Origin of the sequence: Haliea sp. E1-2-M8, assembly GCF_030649675.1 — a bacterium.
Taxonomy (GTDB): Bacteria; Pseudomonadota; Gammaproteobacteria; order Pseudomonadales; family Halieaceae; genus Haliea.
The window spans coordinates 124,811-140,222 of sequence record NZ_JAUTDR010000011.1; the positions used below are offsets into that span (position 1 = coordinate 124,811).

General features: G+C 58.1%; 14 protein-coding genes. 6 read left to right on the plus strand and 8 right to left on the minus strand.

Annotated elements, in window-relative coordinates; genetic code table 11:
* The first annotated feature begins 41 nt into the window (after positions 1-41).
* The 4 genes from Q6D67_RS11180 (at position 42) to Q6D67_RS11195 (ending at position 5,075) form a co-directional block, all read left to right on the plus strand.
* Positions 42-980 carry an NAD-dependent epimerase/dehydratase family protein gene (locus Q6D67_RS11180; protein ID WP_304705695.1) on the plus strand — a complete coding sequence of 313 codons (939 nt, stop codon included), beginning with the start codon at positions 42-44 and terminating at the stop codon, positions 978-980.
* A complete protein-coding gene (locus Q6D67_RS11185) occupies positions 977-1,963 on the plus strand; it encodes a glycosyltransferase family 4 protein (RefSeq protein ID WP_304705696.1) in 987 nt (328 codons plus the stop codon). Before Q6D67_RS11180 ends, Q6D67_RS11185 begins: the two co-directional genes overlap by 4 nt.
* 103 nt (positions 1,964-2,066) lie before the next feature.
* Complete coding sequence (locus tag Q6D67_RS11190; protein WP_370551951.1) at positions 2,067-4,094, plus strand: polysaccharide biosynthesis protein; 2,028 nt, start codon at positions 2,067-2,069, stop codon at positions 4,092-4,094.
* A 21-nt stretch (positions 4,095-4,115) separates the two neighbouring features.
* Complete coding sequence (locus tag Q6D67_RS11195; RefSeq protein ID WP_304705697.1) at positions 4,116-5,075, plus strand: DHH family phosphoesterase; 960 nt, start codon at positions 4,116-4,118, stop codon at positions 5,073-5,075.
* A gap of 89 nt (positions 5,076-5,164) precedes the next feature.
* On the opposite strand, the gene Q6D67_RS11200 is transcribed toward Q6D67_RS11195, so the two are convergent.
* From Q6D67_RS11200 to Q6D67_RS11230, 7 genes are all read right to left on the minus strand, one after another.
* The gene (locus Q6D67_RS11200) at positions 5,165-5,755 is read right to left on the minus strand and encodes a DUF502 domain-containing protein (protein WP_304705698.1); all 591 of its coding nucleotides are present in this window, start codon (positions 5,753-5,755) and stop codon (positions 5,165-5,167) included.
* A 147-nt stretch (positions 5,756-5,902) separates the two neighbouring features.
* Positions 5,903-8,584: an EAL domain-containing protein gene (locus tag Q6D67_RS11205; protein ID WP_304705699.1), complete on the minus strand. Its 2,682-nt coding sequence runs from the start codon at positions 8,582-8,584 to the stop codon at positions 5,903-5,905.
* 272 nt (positions 8,585-8,856) lie between these two features.
* Entirely contained in the window at positions 8,857-9,285 is a 429-nt protein-coding gene (locus Q6D67_RS11210; RefSeq protein ID WP_304705700.1) for an H-NS histone family protein, read from the minus strand.
* 149 nt (positions 9,286-9,434) lie between these two features.
* Positions 9,435-10,661: an AI-2E family transporter gene (locus Q6D67_RS11215; RefSeq protein ID WP_304705701.1), complete on the minus strand. Its 1,227-nt coding sequence runs from the start codon at positions 10,659-10,661 to the stop codon at positions 9,435-9,437.
* Positions 10,658-10,945: a hypothetical protein gene (locus tag Q6D67_RS11220; RefSeq protein WP_304705702.1), complete on the minus strand. Its 288-nt coding sequence runs from the start codon at positions 10,943-10,945 to the stop codon at positions 10,658-10,660. The genes Q6D67_RS11215 and Q6D67_RS11220 overlap by 4 nt, the downstream gene beginning before the upstream one ends.
* The gene (locus Q6D67_RS11225; RefSeq protein ID WP_304705703.1) at positions 10,920-11,420 is read right to left on the minus strand and encodes a hypothetical protein; all 501 of its coding nucleotides are present in this window, start codon (positions 11,418-11,420) and stop codon (positions 10,920-10,922) included. The genes Q6D67_RS11220 and Q6D67_RS11225 overlap by 26 nt, the downstream gene beginning before the upstream one ends.
* 5 nt (positions 11,421-11,425) lie before the next feature.
* Complete coding sequence (locus Q6D67_RS11230; protein WP_304705704.1) at positions 11,426-11,695, minus strand: DUF883 C-terminal domain-containing protein; 270 nt, start codon at positions 11,693-11,695, stop codon at positions 11,426-11,428.
* A 294-nt stretch (positions 11,696-11,989) separates the two neighbouring features.
* Between Q6D67_RS11230 and Q6D67_RS11235 the strand changes: the two genes are divergently transcribed.
* Complete coding sequence (locus Q6D67_RS11235; RefSeq protein ID WP_304705705.1) at positions 11,990-12,145, plus strand: entericidin A/B family lipoprotein; 156 nt, start codon at positions 11,990-11,992, stop codon at positions 12,143-12,145.
* 103 nt (positions 12,146-12,248) lie between these two features.
* Here Q6D67_RS11235 and Q6D67_RS11240 read toward each other — a convergent pair whose 3' ends face one another.
* Complete coding sequence (locus Q6D67_RS11240) at positions 12,249-12,461, minus strand: RNA-binding S4 domain-containing protein (RefSeq protein ID WP_304705706.1); 213 nt, start codon at positions 12,459-12,461, stop codon at positions 12,249-12,251.
* A 496-nt stretch (positions 12,462-12,957) separates the two neighbouring features.
* On the opposite strand from Q6D67_RS11240, the gene Q6D67_RS11245 reads away from it, so the two are divergent.
* Positions 12,958-15,315 (plus strand): TonB-dependent receptor, encoded by a 2,358-nt coding sequence (locus Q6D67_RS11245; RefSeq protein WP_304705707.1) that lies wholly within the window; start codon positions 12,958-12,960, stop codon positions 15,313-15,315.
* Positions 15,316-15,412 lie beyond the last annotated feature (97 nt).

The window sequence follows — 15,412 nt, forward strand, 5'->3', positions numbered from 1 at the left end:
GCCCCTTTTCACGTTGTTCCGCCGTTCGCGGTAAGGTTGGTATGCACGCACTGGTGACCGGTGCCACCGGGTACGTCGGCAGGGAGCTCTGCCGGCAGCTGACGGCTGCGGGCCGTGGCTTCGTCCCACTCAGCTGTGGCGGGGGCGCCCTGCCATCCGGGCGTGGTACCCACGCCGTGGATTTCCGCCAGGCAGCCATTGCAGACGCCCTGCTGGAAGGAATAGAAGTGGTTTACCACCTCGCAGGTATCGCGCACCAGCAGGCGCAGGCACAGCTCCACGAAGAGGTCAACTACCGGGCAACCCTGGCCCTGGCCGAAGCCTCAGAACGTGCCGGTGTACGCCTGTTTATCTATCTCAGCAGTGTCAAGGCAATGGGGCCCGCCGCCGGATGCGGGTCCCGGCGCGAGAATGAGTTGGCGGATCCGTCCGGTCCCTACGGGCTGTCCAAGTGGCGGGCGGAATGCGCGCTGCGGGAGCGTTTTTCTGCCAGCGCCATGGCCGTGGTCATTCTGCGGCCAGCGCTGGTGTACGGGCCCGATCCCCGGGGCAACCTGCAGTGGCTGCTGCGCGCGGCCCGCTGGGGCTTTCCCGCTCCCCCCGAGGGCGGGGCGCGCTCCATGGTTGGGGTCGAAGATCTCGCCGAGCTCCTGCTCCTGCTGCCGCAGGTCGTGGAGGAGGGCGTGCATACCTGGATAGTGACAGACGGGGAGGCCTATACCACCCGCCATGTGTACCAGTTGTTGTGTGAGGCTCTTGGGCGCAGCGGTGGGCGGCAGTTACCCGCCTGGTGCTGGCGCATACTCGCCGCGGGACTGGACGTTTTCCAGCGCCAGCCGAGAGGAAGCAGCTACGGCAAACTGTTCGGGGCAGAACGCTATGACAACTGCGCCCTGCTGCAGGCGACGGGGTGGCAGCCGCGCCAGACCCTGGCCTGTGTGGCGCCAGCGATTGTAGCTGGCCCGGCGCCTGCAACATGATGCTGGCACTCCTTGTCGCGCCGCTGGCATCGGCGCTGCTGTGCGGCGTTTGGCTGCGATTGGCCCACCGTGGCAGCTGGCTGGATCATCCGGGGCACCGCAGTTCCCACACCCGGGTCACGCCCAATGGAGGCGGTGTAGGGATCGTCCTTGCCCTGGTGCTCTCGGTCTCGGTTGCCGCCCTGGGTGGCGTCAGTTGGGCCGCGCCCTATCCGGTATTGCTGGGTCTGGCCCTGGTGCTGATGCTGGTGGGCATGGCCGATGATCGTTGCAACCTGCCGGCAGTTCTGCGGCTGGGGGTCTACGGGCTGTGTTGTGCTGCGCTGGTCCGGGGGCTGGAATGGGGCATGATCCTGCACCCTGCTATCCCCGGCTGGCTGCTGGGCCCCCTGCTGGTAGCTGGCATGCTGTGGCTGCTCAATCTGTACAATTTCATGGATGGTATCGACGGTATTGCGTCGCTCCAGTGCATCCTTGCCGCCGCCAGCGCGGCCCTCCTCGCCCTGCTCGCCGGCGCTCCGGAATTCGCTCTGTTCTGCGCTTTGCTGGCCCTCTGTCAGCTGGGGTTTCTGTATTGGAACTGGCCGCCCGCACGGCTGTTCATGGGAGATGCGGGCAGTATTCCGGTGGGTTTTCTGCTCGGCGGGCTTGCCCTCCACGGTGCCAGTTCGGGGGCGCTGCCACTGGGTTGCTGGCTGGTGTTGCTCGCCGGGTTTATCACCGATGCCAGTTGGACCCTGATGGCCCGCTGGCTGCGTGGGGCGCCACTGATGGAGGCGCACCGGGAGCATGCCTATCAGCGTCTCAGCCGGCACTGGCAGTCGCATGTGGCGGTCGATTTCCTGCTCGTTGCACTCAACGCACTGTGGTTGTTCCCAATCGCTTGGACGATTTGGTACTGGCCCGAATTCCAGCTTTTATTGGTAATTTTGGCATATCTTCCGCTTTTGCTTGGCATGGCCAAGTTGAGGGGTTTGCCGTAGTATTGAAGATTGGGGTTCGCACAGAAAATACCGGTTGCAAGCGGGCCTGTCACGACCATTCGGAGTGGGAGGAAATTTGCTGAATCGGCTTGGGGATGGTGTGGTGCAAGCGATTTCCCAGGTGATGGGAACCGTACGTGATGCTGTTGAAAAACTGGTAGAACTTCCCCGCAATATCAAACAGGCTCTGCTGCTGGCGCTGGATATGATTTTTGTCAGCGCTGCCATGTGGGGCGCCGTGGTTCTGCGCCAGGGCAATAGTCAGTTTACCCCCGGCTCCACCGAAGTCCTCTGCGCCGCCATTACCATCATTGTCAGCGCCATTATCTTCCTGCGCCTGGGCCTCTACCGTGCGGTGATACGTTTCATGGGCCAGCAGGCGATCTGGGCAGTCATTACCGCGGTGACCTATTCAACCCTGGTGCTGGCCTCCACCGTGTTCCTGCTGCAGGCCGAGGTACCGCGGGCAATGCCATTCTTCTACTGGGTTGTCGCCCTGCTGCTGATCGGTGGTACCCGGCTGACCGTGCGCGCCTACTACCAGGCCAAGCTGCGCTCCCTGTCTCGCAATGTCATCATCTACGGCGCCGGTGATTCCGGGCGTCAGCTGCTTACCGCCCTGCACCACGGCGACCAGTATCGCGCGGTCGTGTTTGTCGACGACGATCCGCGCCTGCAGCACTCGGTGATCAATGGCCTGCAGGTGGCCAGGCCTGAGGAAATCAAGCGCCTCATTGGGGAGCACAACATCACCCAGGTGCTGCTGGCCATACCCTCTGCCTCATCGGAGCGGCGGCGGGAGATCATCAATTCCCTGGTCGGTTTGCCGGTGCATGTGCGCACGGTCCCCAAGATCAGTGAGCTGGTGGCTGGCCGCGCCAGTGTCAACCAGATCCAGGATATCGATCTCGATGACCTGCTCGGTCGCGACCCGGTACCGCCCCATCCCGAGCTGATTGACCGCTGTATCACTGACAAGGTGGTGATGGTTACCGGCGCCGGTGGCTCTATTGGTTCCGAACTCTGCCGCCAGATCCTCACCTCCGGCCCCCGCGAGCTGCTGTTGCTGGACAATTCCGAATACGCGCTCTATAGCGTGGAGCGTGAGCTGCGCGATATCAGGCAGGCCACCGGTTCCACGGTCGAGATTATCGCCCTGCTGGGTTCAGTGCAGGACCAGCGCCGGCTGGAGACGGTGTACCGTACCTTTGCCGTGCAGACTGTGTACCACGCTGCCGCCTACAAACACGTGCCGATGGTGGAGTACAACGTCGCCGAGGGCGTTGCCAACAATGTGTTTGGTACCTGGTACGCGGCCGAGGCCGCGCGCAAGGCGGAGGTGGAGACCTTCGTGCTCGTGTCGACGGACAAGGCCGTACGTCCCACCAACATCATGGGTGCCTCCAAGCGTTTCGCCGAGCTGGTGTTGCAGGGTCTGGCCCAGCGCGAAACGCGCACCCGCTTTTGCATGGTGCGCTTTGGCAACGTGCTGGGGTCCTCGGGCTCGGTCGTGCCCCTGTTCCGGGAGCAGATCGAGAGTGGCGGCCCGGTGACGGTGACGCATCCGGAAGTCTCGCGCTACTTCATGACGATCCAGGAAGCGGCACAATTGGTGTTGCAGGCCGGGGCCATGGGTACCGGCGGGGATGTGTTTGTCCTCGACATGGGTGAGCCGGTACGTATTGTCGATCTGGCGCGGCGCATGATTCGCCTCAGCGGTTACGAAATGCAGCACGATAGCCACGCCCAGGACCACATACAGATCGAGTTCATTGGCTTGCGGCCCGGCGAGAAGTTGCGCGAGGAATTGCTGCTGGGAAGCAATGTCACCGGCACCGGTCACCCGATGATCATGCGCGCCGAAGAGGAATGCCTGTCCTACGGCCAGATCCACCGGATGCTGACCGAGCTGAAAAACTATTGCGACAGCATGGATTGCGCCGGGATTACCACAGTGCTGAATGCGGTAGTCAGCGGGTTCAACAGCCACGAAGTGCGCTACGACCACGTCTGGCGCAAGCAGGGTATGTCGGGCGGGCCATTGCTGGCAAAGCCCAAGCCGAAGCCCAAGATCGGGCCGGCTGCCATCGGTCTCTCCAACGTCCAGGAACTCTTCCCGGACAAGTCCTGAGATTTTCAATAAGGTTATCGAATGCAACACTACGACGTCTTCAACGGTGACGCCGATGGCATTTGCGCCCTGGTGCAACTGCGGCGGGCACAGCCCCGCGATGCGGTACTCGTCACCGGGGTCAAACGAGACACTTCGCTGCTCAAGCAGGTGAACGCGGGGCAGGGCTCGCAGATCACGGTGCTCGACGTGTCCCTGGACAAGAACCGCAGCGATCTGGAACGCCTGCTCGCGGCTGGAGCCGAAATATTCTACTGCGACCATCATTTTGCCGGGGAGATCCCGCAAAGTGCGCGGCTGCAGACCCTGATCAACCCCGCTGCGGATGTCTGTACCAGCCTGCTGGTGAACGGCCACCTGCAGGGCGCTTTCCCGGCCTGGGCAGTAGTGGGGACCTTTGGTGACAACCTCCGGGACAGCGCGCTGCGGCTGGCGCGGCCACTGGGTCTCACGCCTGAGCAGCTGGAACAGCTGGAACAGCTGGGCATCTACATCAATTACAACGGCTATGGGCCAGCGCTGGAAGATCTGCACTTTTCGCCCGCAGACCTGTATCGCCTGCTGAGCGGTTACGATGATCCGTTTGCATTCATGACCGCGGAGCGGGAGCATTTCCAGCATCTGGAGACCGGCTACCGGGAAGACATGGCTGCTGCCGCCGCCCTTGCACCGGAGTACCGGGATGCGGCGGCGGCGGTCTATCTGCTGCCCGATGCGGCGTGGGCCAGGCGCGTCAGCGGGGTATACGGCAACGATCTGGCCAATGGCGACCCGGACCGTGCGCATGCGGTGGTTACCGCACGAGCCGACGGCAATTATCTGGTCAGCGTGCGGGCTCCGCTGCACAACAAGGTCGGTGCCGATGTCCTGTGCCGCGAGTTTCCCACCGGCGGCGGTCGCGCCGCGGCTGCCGGGATCAACGAGCTGCCGGCTGCACAGCTGCCGGAGTTCATCACCCGTATCGCGGCCTTTTACGCCTGAGCGCACCTTGGCGCGCTCTGCGTGAGGTGATTGCCGAAGAGTTCGCCACGGTGGCAGCGCAGCTGGACACCCGCTCAGGGGGCGCCGCTTCAGTCGCTGTTCGGGCTCTGGATGCCCCCGGTTACCGCGATGCGCATGGCTTCTTCCACACTGATATCCACGGGCTGTAGCTGTTCCGGGGCGAGATAGATGGTATATCCGCCCAGCTGGTAACTCATTGGCAGGTACACACCTACAATGTTGGGTCCCAGCGCGCCGCGCAGTTTGTCCGGGGGGTGGCGAGAGGTCACGAACCCCAGCAGGCGGACGTTTTCCTGCACTTCCACCAGTACTACCGAATCCGCCTGCTTCTTGTCGGCGATGCTGAAAGCCCGCAGTACATCCTGGATTGCGCCGTGCACGGACTTCACCAGCGGGATGCTGCTGAGCAACGCATCGCCCAGCCGCAGCAGATGGCGGATGGCGTAGGCGTTGACCAGGAGGCCCACCAGCATCAGCAACAGCAGGGCGGACAGCAGCCCCAGTCCTCCGAAATACCAGTCCCTGGGCAGCACTGCGCGCAGCGCTGTCCCGGCGATGGTCTCCATGGTCAACAGTAACCAGTAAATCAGGTAGAGGGTCAGGCCCACCGGTAGCACGGCAACCAGTCCCTGCAAGGTGAGAGCGGCCAGACGTTTCATTCTCTGTTCCTGCTATCGAGTGAATGCGAACAGTGTACATCAGGCCGGGGACGGGGGTCGGGCAAATGCCCGGTGGAGGATGCTGCCGTGCGTTTCCAGGACCGGAACGGCGTCGCCCTGCGCCTGGGCGGCTTTTTCGTCATGGGCTCATCGCCGCGGTTGCAGCATCTCCCGGAATTCAGCTGCCGGCATTGGTCTCGCGAACAGGTAGCCCTGAAAGAGGTCGCAGCCGCTGCTGCGTAAAAAATCGCTCTGGGCCTGTGTTTCCACCCCTTCGGCGATGGAGGTCATCCCCAGGATGGTCGCCAGTTCCAGCATCGCGTGCACAATCTGGTTGCCCTTCTCCGAACAATTGATGTCGTCTACAAACTGCTTGTCGATCTTGAGTACGTCGATTGGCATGCTGGTTAGATAGGCAAAGCTGCAAAAGCCGGTGCCGAAGTCATCCAGCGCAATCCGCAGCCCCATAGCGTGCAGTTCCCCCAGTGTCCTGACGACCTCCTGCGGGTGCGCCATCAGCGCTGACTCAGTGATTTCCAGCCCGAAATCAGCGGCGCTCAGGTCATATTTCAGCAGCATGTCCTGCATCAGACTAACCAGATTCTGGTCCTGAAACTGGCGCGCGGCAACGTTGATGCAGATCTGCACCGGCTCCAGTCCCTCATCGCGCCAGCATCTGACCTGGCGTCCCGCCTCGTCGATGACCCAGGCTCCGATGGCGTTGATCAGTCCCGAGCTTTCCGCCAGAGGGATGAAGCGTGCGGGTGGCACCAGGCCGTTGCCGGGTTGATCCCAGCGCACCAGGGCCTCCGCGCTGGTGACGAGCTCATTTTCCATACTGACCTGGGGTTGATAATGCAGCAGCAGTTCACCCTTTTCCATACCCAGGCGGAGCTGGGTAATAGTGTCCATGCGCTCGACGGCGGAGATACCGAGGTCCTCGGTGAAGAAGCAGAAGCGGCTGTTGCCCAGGCTTTTGGCCCTGTACATGGCGGTGTCCGCGCTGCGCAGGAGTTCTTCCCAGGTGTCGCCGTTTTCTGGAAACACGCTGATGCCTATGCAGCATTCGGGAAAACACTCGCGACCGTTGGACAAGGTGTATTGGCTGGTGACCGAGGCAATCAGGTCGGAAGCTTTTTGCGCCACCGCGGCGGACGAATCCATATCCTCCATCAGGCAGACGAACTCATCACCCCCAAGGCGCGCCAGCGTATCGGATCTGCGCAGGCCGTGCTGCAGCCGACGCGCCACCTCAACCAGGACTTCATCTCCGATCACATGGCCATAACTGTCGTTGAGGGTCTTGAAGTCATCCAGATCCAGAAACAGTACCGCAAGCTGCTGCTGTTTGCGGCGGGCCCGTTCAATCGCGTGTTCCAGGCGCGACACCAGGAGCAGGCGGTTGGGGAGGTTGGTGAGCGCATCGTAATGTGCTAGGTGGACCAGGTCCTCCTCGAAGCGCTTTTCCAGGCTGATATCGCGGCAGATCAACACCCGTTTGTGGCTGTCCGTGGCGGTGCTGTGGACTACGCTGGCGGTGACTGTTAGCGGAATCTCGCGACCACCGGGGTGATGATAGAAGATCTCGCCGTGCCAGTGCGGCGTCCTGTCCAGCATGTCCATGACGTCGCGAAAGCTGGAGTTGGTGCCGTTGCCAAACAGTTGGTCCATGGAGTGCCCGGCCAGCTCCGCTTCCTGCCGTCCGCAGATCGCGGCGAAAGCTGCATTGCAGGAAAGCACGATGTGGTCCTGATCGACGATCAGGACCCCCTCAGAGAGCCCGGCAATAGCGGCGGCATGGAGGTCGCGACGTTCCTGGTCCTGCTTCGACTCGGTGATATCGACCCAGCAGCCAACAATGTGAACGGAACCGGTGTCGCCGGCGGGGAGCGCGAAGCAGCGGGACGTATTCCGGATCCAGCGCAGTTCGCCCTCGCCATCGGTAACCCGCAACAGATTCGAAACTTCGCTCTGCTGACCCTCGCGCAGTTGATCCATCAGTCCCAGCACCACGGGTATGTCGTCCGGATGGATATGTTGCTGCCACCAGTCACTGCCAACAATCACGGCAGCATCCACTTTCAGAATGCGCTCCACGTTGTCGCTGACCCAGACCAGGCTGTATACCTCCCCGCGAACATCCATGGTGTAAGTGATGGTTGGGCTGGCGGCAAGGGTCAGTTGCAGTCGATGTTCAAGCGTCTGTTGATACTCGTGGGCCTCGTGCAGGCCGGAGATGTCGGTAAGAGTGCCCTCATGGCCACAAAAAACGCCATCACGGTAGCGGGGATATGCGCTGTCCACCAGCCAGCGCATGGCACCCTTGGCGTTGCTTTGCAACGGATACCGCTCAAGAAAGCTGATGTGTTCGGTCAAGGCCGCCTGCCAGCGGTCCTGTACGCGCTCCCGGTGTTGGGGAGACGGCAGCTGCTGGAAGTAGGAGTCCCCGCGGTTGTCTCCGGGGCGCAAACCTGCAAGCTGGGTTGCCGCGTGGTTGGCGTAGCTTACTTTGCCGTCTGTCCCGGTCTCATAAATCCCCACTTCCAGGTGCGCCAGCCGCTGCAGATAATCCAGCTGGGTCTTGTCCAGCTGCGTCTGGATGGCTGACTGGCGCTGCAGGGCACGGCGTACGAGCAAGCTCAGCAGCAAACTGGTCAGGACAATAAAAATCCAGCCTTTCCAGGTTTGCAGGGCGGAAATATCTGCCCCGGTGCCCTCGGGCAACAGCAGCAACAGCGCTCGATCCGACAGCAGGATCCACAGGGCGCCAATAAAAAAGTATATGAGGGTAACCCTGGAGGTTGCCCTGAAAATCTGGGCTGGACTCACGGAGCGCCGGGAAGGCTGTCCGCGACAGCATTGATGCTGGTCGTGTAGCGGGTCCGCACGCTGGTTCCCCTCTCGCCTTGCCGGATCAGGCGAGCGCCGTCCGGCAATTATTAGTGTGTCTACAGCCTAGTACAGCAGGGGGTAAAACACCATGGCGGGAGCCCGGTTATCGGGCAATACCGGCGGATCATGGACCCCCGTAGGGGCAACGTTCCGACGCCCCGGTAGAGGATATCGAGCGCACCGGGTTCAGCGGTAATCTGTGGGCGGCATCAAGCCGCGATTTCGCAGCTTTCCCTGCTATTGCCCGCGTCGAAATATTGCTGGAAAACCCTGGGGGTGCGGCCGCGTCCAGACCAGAGGTACTCCTGGCCGTCGATTTCCAGCCTGTAGCGGGGCGGTACTTTTGCTTTTCTGCCACGCTTTCCCGCCGCGGGCTTTTTTGCACCAGTCTTGCGGGGAGCCTTTTTCAGGTCCTCTGGTTTCAAGCCGCTCTCGGCGAGGAGATCATTGACCTTTTGAATCGTGGCCTGGCGCTCCTGCGCTTCCTTCTTTTCCAGTTTGGCCTTTTCCGCGGCCAGCGATGCATTCAGGTTGGCAATGAGTTTTTCAAGCTCGGATACGGATAGACGACGAGCCTCTGTATTTGTTTTGGCTTTGGATTTCGCATAAACAGAAAATACTGAAGTTTTGCCTTTCATACTTTGCTCCCTGAAAAATTGAGGTGCCTATTATATTTACCCCAAGTATTTAAGCAAACGGAAATATGCGGACATAATATGTGGAAAGTTTCTGTTTAAATCAGATAAAGCAAAATCTACCAGTTCGGATTATTGGCAAAGCCATTTGTTTAGTCGTGTTTGCCCGAGACAACCATGCCATCTGATCCTCGGGACTCAATCGCATCCACCCAGTGACGTAAGGACTTGCTCTGGCCGATTGCGAGCTTGAGACAAACCAGCAGCGGCATGGCCAGCAGTACGCCCATGGCGCCCCACAGCCAGCCCCATGCTACCAGCCACACTATTATGACCAGCGGGTTTAGTCGCATGTTTCTGCCCATTATCAGCGGCGTGACAACCTGTGCTTCGACCAGGTTGATACTGAAATACACCATTGCCGGCAGTGCTGCCGAGGCCACGGCGCCGTACTGAACCACTCCCGCGAGCAGGAGCACGATCACTGCGAGCAGCGGGCCGACATAGGGCGCGAAATTGAGCATGCCCACCAATACCCCCCACAGCAGGGCGTCCTGTACTCCAAACAGCCACAGTGCGCCGGCGGTGGCGAGCCCAAGGCAGGTATTGATTGCGCTGACCGTAACAATATAGCGGGACAACTCCACCTGTATGGTTCTCACCAGCACAATGCTACGGCGCTTGTCCTGAATCCGGGGGAAAGTATTTACGAAGCTGACAAACAGGCCCGGCCCGAACACCAGCAGGAACAGGATCAGCATTACTGTTGTCAGTAACTGGGCGATCATCCATGGGGCGCCGCTCAGCATGGTTAGAATCACCTCGACCCCACTCTGCTTTATTTTTTCACTTACCCGGTTCTCATCCTTCGCGGCAGACTCTTCGACATTGACGGTTTCGGCTTCGGCTTCGGTGGCGCTGTCGTCCCCGAACAGGCCGAAGAAAGTGAAGCCCCTGGGTTTGGGCGGTTCAGGAGCCGGGATTGGTTCAGGCGTTGCAGTCAGTGAGTCAGTAATTTTATCGACTCGCTGTGAGAACTGCTCCGTCAGTTCCGGAATAGCTTTGGCCCAGCGCTGGGCGGGCTCCGCCAGTTGGGTGGCGAGCAGGATTAGTGGGCCTCCTATCAGGCTCAGAATGAGAATGGCCGATATTGCCCGGGGAATGTAGAAGCGCTTGAGCAACTGTACCAATGGGCTGAGCAGAAGCGCAAAGATCAGCGCGACGACGATCGGTATCAACAGCGACTTCGCAAAATAGATGGTGTAAAGCAGCGCCAGCATCAGGAGGGAGCGAAAAGCCAGCGATGACTTCGGTGGCTCAGGAGATTCGGTCTTCTGTGCAGCTGCGCCTGCGCGCTCAGGTAGTTGCTCGTTGGTCATACTTTGGGATCACTTAGCGCCAGGCCGGCGGTCATCCCGGAAGACAGCAAGGGCCAGAGGCGTAGCCCTATCGCCAACGGTGTTCCAACACCGGAACCGGACAGCAAGGTGTCGGCCCGCTGTACCAGGACCCCGGCAACAAATCCGCCTCCGATCAGCCAGTACGGGCCCAGCGCGCGCAACTGGTCTAGTCGTTGCTGTGCACTTTGCTGCAACAGCTGCCGCCGTGCGACCAGCTCTGCCTCTGCAAATTGCAGCTCACGGATCTGTTGTTTTCTTTTCATCGCTGTTTTCTGTACCTGTCATTGCCCTTAGTTGGCGCCGTGTAGCTGGCAGCCCCAGGCTACTTTGGAAAACACGCGCCGCCCGCCAGAGCAGGAGCAGCGCTATCAGCTGGACCAGAACGAATCCTGCGAGGCTCAAACTGACGGAGCCACTGGCCAGAAAAACCAGCCAGGCGAGCAACACAGACAGCCCAAGCCACGCCAGTACGGCGACTGGCACCATGGCCAGTCTTACAAATAGCAGGCGTAGGCCGTCTGCGACAGCGAGCTTGAGCTCCAGCTGCAGCAGCTTGGAGAGCTGGCGCCCGGTCGCCAGCGCTTGTTGCAATAAGGTGGCCCAGGCTTGTAATTGAGCCTCTGTAGGGGCCGTTTCCGGTTCACTCTCGGACCGCAACCGGTCTGCCTGCGAGCCTTGTTGTGCCGCTTCTTCTGCTTGCTCAGCCTCTGCTGATTGAGAGTTGGTAACCCCGGGCACCGGGTCTATTTCCGCGATAGTAACTGTGCCGCGAGCAGGCCTGCCACGAATGCGAGCCCAAGGGTTGCCACTGGTTTGTCATGTACAAACTGCTCGACGTCGTGCCCTAGCGCGTCGGCCTTGTTCTTGCCTTTGGCGAACTGCGCGACGGCATCGTGTTTCAGGTCCATGCCGGCGGCTTCCGCAGCCTGGCGAAAATGTCCTTGCGCCTCCAGCAAGTTTTCATAAGCGGACATCACCGCCTCTTTGCCAGAATCCATTTCCTGCTTCTTCACGTTAGTCTCCTTTTCAGTTGCGCTTGCCACAGCTTCTACCTCCTGGTCACATAGGTGGGCGGCGCCCGGTGATAAAGGGTGTGAACCTGCTCTGCGAGCAGTATGCACACTGGTGAATGATAATTCATTTTACATTGCTTGTATCCCGGCCTCCGCTGGTTCTGGTCCAGCGGTAGTAATGCAGCGCGAAGAAAGATACCCAATATGCCACTTCCGAACTAAACTGGTCTGGAAGTTCGCAACAATCGAGTTTGTGCGGTTCCGGCAACATCACCAATACAGGTAAGCTACAGTATGCAAGCATTTTACGCACTACAGCAAATCAAGACCCTGGCCGTGCGAGCGGCAGTGCTCACAGCGATTGTCGCACTGACCGCCTGCAATACCATGCAGGGAGCTGGCAGGGACATTGAGCGGGCAGGTGAAGAGATCCAGGACGTAGCAGACTAAAGTTGTTCCGCTGCCAATAAACGGCGTCGTTTCCAGCGACTGACTGAAGTACTGCAAGGATAGGTGTCTCAACATGCCAGGGGCTGTCGCTGCAGCCCGAGGTTCATACGCGTCTGATTTCTAACCGCTCCCCGCGGAATTCAATGACATCCCCATCCACGATCTTCTTGCGCCGCTGGGTCTCCACTGAACCGTTCACCAGGACCTGGCCGTCGCCTATAAGCAGCTTGGCCTCACCACCGGTGCTCACCAGTCCCTCGAACTTGAGGATCTTGTAGAGTTCAACTGGGTCTTTGTTGATGTCGACGGTTCTCATTGCGGGTTACCTGGGAAGGTTTTAGTAGGAAGGTTGCAAGGGGTGGAGGGCTGCCTGCACGCTATGGATGAGCGAGGAAGCCAGGTGCCGGCGGGGAGTGCCAGAGGTTTCGTGAAGCAGAAAAACGAGGCTACATTTCTCGAACGCCGTGATTCTAACAGAATATGGTTTCGCCTGCTGGCCCTGGTTTTCTTCATCCGGGGACCCAATGACTTCCCGTCATAGGTTCCTTCAAAAACAACCCCAGTCACATCTCACGCAGCAGCCGATTCTTCCTTGGCTTCGACATTCTCCGCGTCTTCCGGGTTCGCCTCAGCCACCTTGGCTTCCAGCTCTGCGACCTTGCGCTGCAGTTCCGCGTTCTCTTTCTTCGTCTCGCTAAGCGTTTTCTGCAGGCTGGAAAACTACACGAATCCGGGCACATCCAATCTTGAGGTCAACATATTATGTTTTTCTGGACAGACCTCCCGCAATGCTATAAGTTCAAGTTACTTGCTTGACGCAAGTTATTAAGTTTAATTCAAATTCTAAGAAGGTGGGGTTCACCATGCGACACGTTAATCAACAGAGCTCGTTCACGAAGAGAAATATCGGGTGTCGTTCTACACTTGTAGCAGCCGCGATTGCGGGAATGGGTTCCACAATGTCTTTATCGGCAACCGCTCAAAACGAGAGGGTGGTGGCATTGGAAGAAGTTGTGGTAACAGCGACGAAGAGAAGTGAAAGTCTTCAAGATGTACCGATGACAATTACGGTTCTGACCGAAGAGGATATCAGGCAGGCGGGAATCACAAAGCCGTCGGACTTCTTGAATAGCATACCGAATGTAACTTTCCTCCAGGACTCAACAGGTGAGAGTTTCGTGAATATCCGTGGACAGACATCGAGCAGGAACTCTGACCCGAATGTTGCAATCGTCGTAGACGGTGTAACCATGTCCAGCATGAGGACTTTCTACCAGGATCTGCTTGACGTAGAGCAGATTGAAATTCTAAAGGGTCCCCAGAGTGCGCTCTACGGTAGGAATGCTGCTGCCGGTGCAATCATCATTAACACCAAACCTCCTTCGGATGAGCTTGAGGGCAGCGTAAGTCTAGGCGCCGGCAACTTCAATTCGTCTAGCTTTCAGGCCTCATTGGGTGGGCCGATATCGGACACGCTGAAGTTTCGCGTATCGGCCTCGACAAAAGATACCGATGGTCCATGGACAGGAGTCAACTCGGGTGAAAAAGTTGCTCGGTACACACCGAAAATGGGGAGAGTTCGGCTCTTGTATGAGCCAAACGAAAATATGTCTGTAGATTTCAAATATGGCACCGAGAGAACTAAGGGTGGGTCACTTTCCGCTGCCAATGCACAGGTTGTCGGCCTCCCGATAGGGAGCTTCCCTGCGACAGAGCTGGATGCAAATTTCGCTGATATGCCTTTTGTAACTAATGTGACAGGGTTGTTCGATCAAACCTATCACGAATCTACATTAAAAGTTGATTACAATTTTGGTTCGATGGTTTTGACGTCTATCACCTCGTGGACTGACCTTGACACCTATTGGGGTGGGGATGTCCCACCTTACATCCCTGATACAGGCATGCCAGGTAGCGCCTTATCGGGCTATTCCTATTTGGACGAAAACATTTCTCAAGAATTCAGGCTGACCTCTGAAACAGACAGCAATCTGCAGTGGCAGATAGGAATGTATGCGCTGAGTTTCAAGAGGGACCAGTATTCTGAGTTCAATGATGATCTATTTGGATCTGTTCCAGCTACCAGAAACAAAATAGACGGACCTGAAGCGCTTCAGCCTACGACGAGCTTCGGTAATCAATACTATACGACAGATAGCACTGCAGTTTTCGCCAACATCCAATACGACATTACCGATACGCTGCAGGTCAGACTCGCTGGGAGATACGATAAAGAAGAACGCGATGTTGAAGAGCGGGCTCCAGATGAAATCAACCCCTATACCGGGCAGAATTACAACCTCTGCGTTGAGCTTACGGGGCGATCAAAGAACGAATGCAGGAGCTCAAATGAATTCGAACAGTTCCAGCCAAAAGTCGTACTCTCATGGAGTGCATCTTCGAACATAAATCTCTACGCAAGTTATGGTGAAGGATTCAAGGCTGGAGGATTCAATCCACTCGGCGGCCGTGAAGCCATCATTGCAGCAGCAATAGCAAGTGGGCAAGATGCCAGTTCAGTATATGTCGAAGAATCATATGACAAGGAATTGTCCGAATCACTGGAGCTGGGAGCAAAGCTCCAGTTTCTGGACAATCGATTGTCTATCAACTTCGCTGCATTTCAAACCGACATTGAAGGAGCTCAACAGTATGAGTTTGTACCGACCGTAGGATTGCAAACTACGGTTAGTATTGATGAGGTGGAGGTTCGAGGATTTGACCTGGACTTCAAGGCGGCGCTGCCAGGCCAAATCACTGTGTTTGGGGGTTACGGTTATACAGATGGAGAAATTAAGAACTTTGCCGCAAACCCGATTTTTAATGGGAATGTTGCTCCCAACTCTTTCAAGTACAATGCCATACTTGGAGCAATTGCAACAATTGATCTTCCGAGAGATTTTACACTTACCCCACGAGTCGAGTGGAATCGGCTTGGTCCCATCTGGTGGGATATCGCGAACAGTCCTGGCACCAAGCGGGACCCAGTAGATCTTTTAAAAGCTAGAGTGACCCTGGCTAGTGAGGATGGTTGGGAGTTCAGCGTATGGGGGGATAATCTCACAGATGAAAAGTATTTCAAGCAGGTAGTTGCAATCATCAACACCTTCACAGTCAACTTCCAGGCTCCAACAAGGACCTACGGAGTTGAAATTTCGAAAAGATTTTAAGGAAGGGAAGCGGGAGGGCGGCTTTAGATGTCTGAAGCCGGGATTAATGCCAAGGAAGGCGTGTTTTATCGAAAAAGTTACGTCACTGGATTTGAAG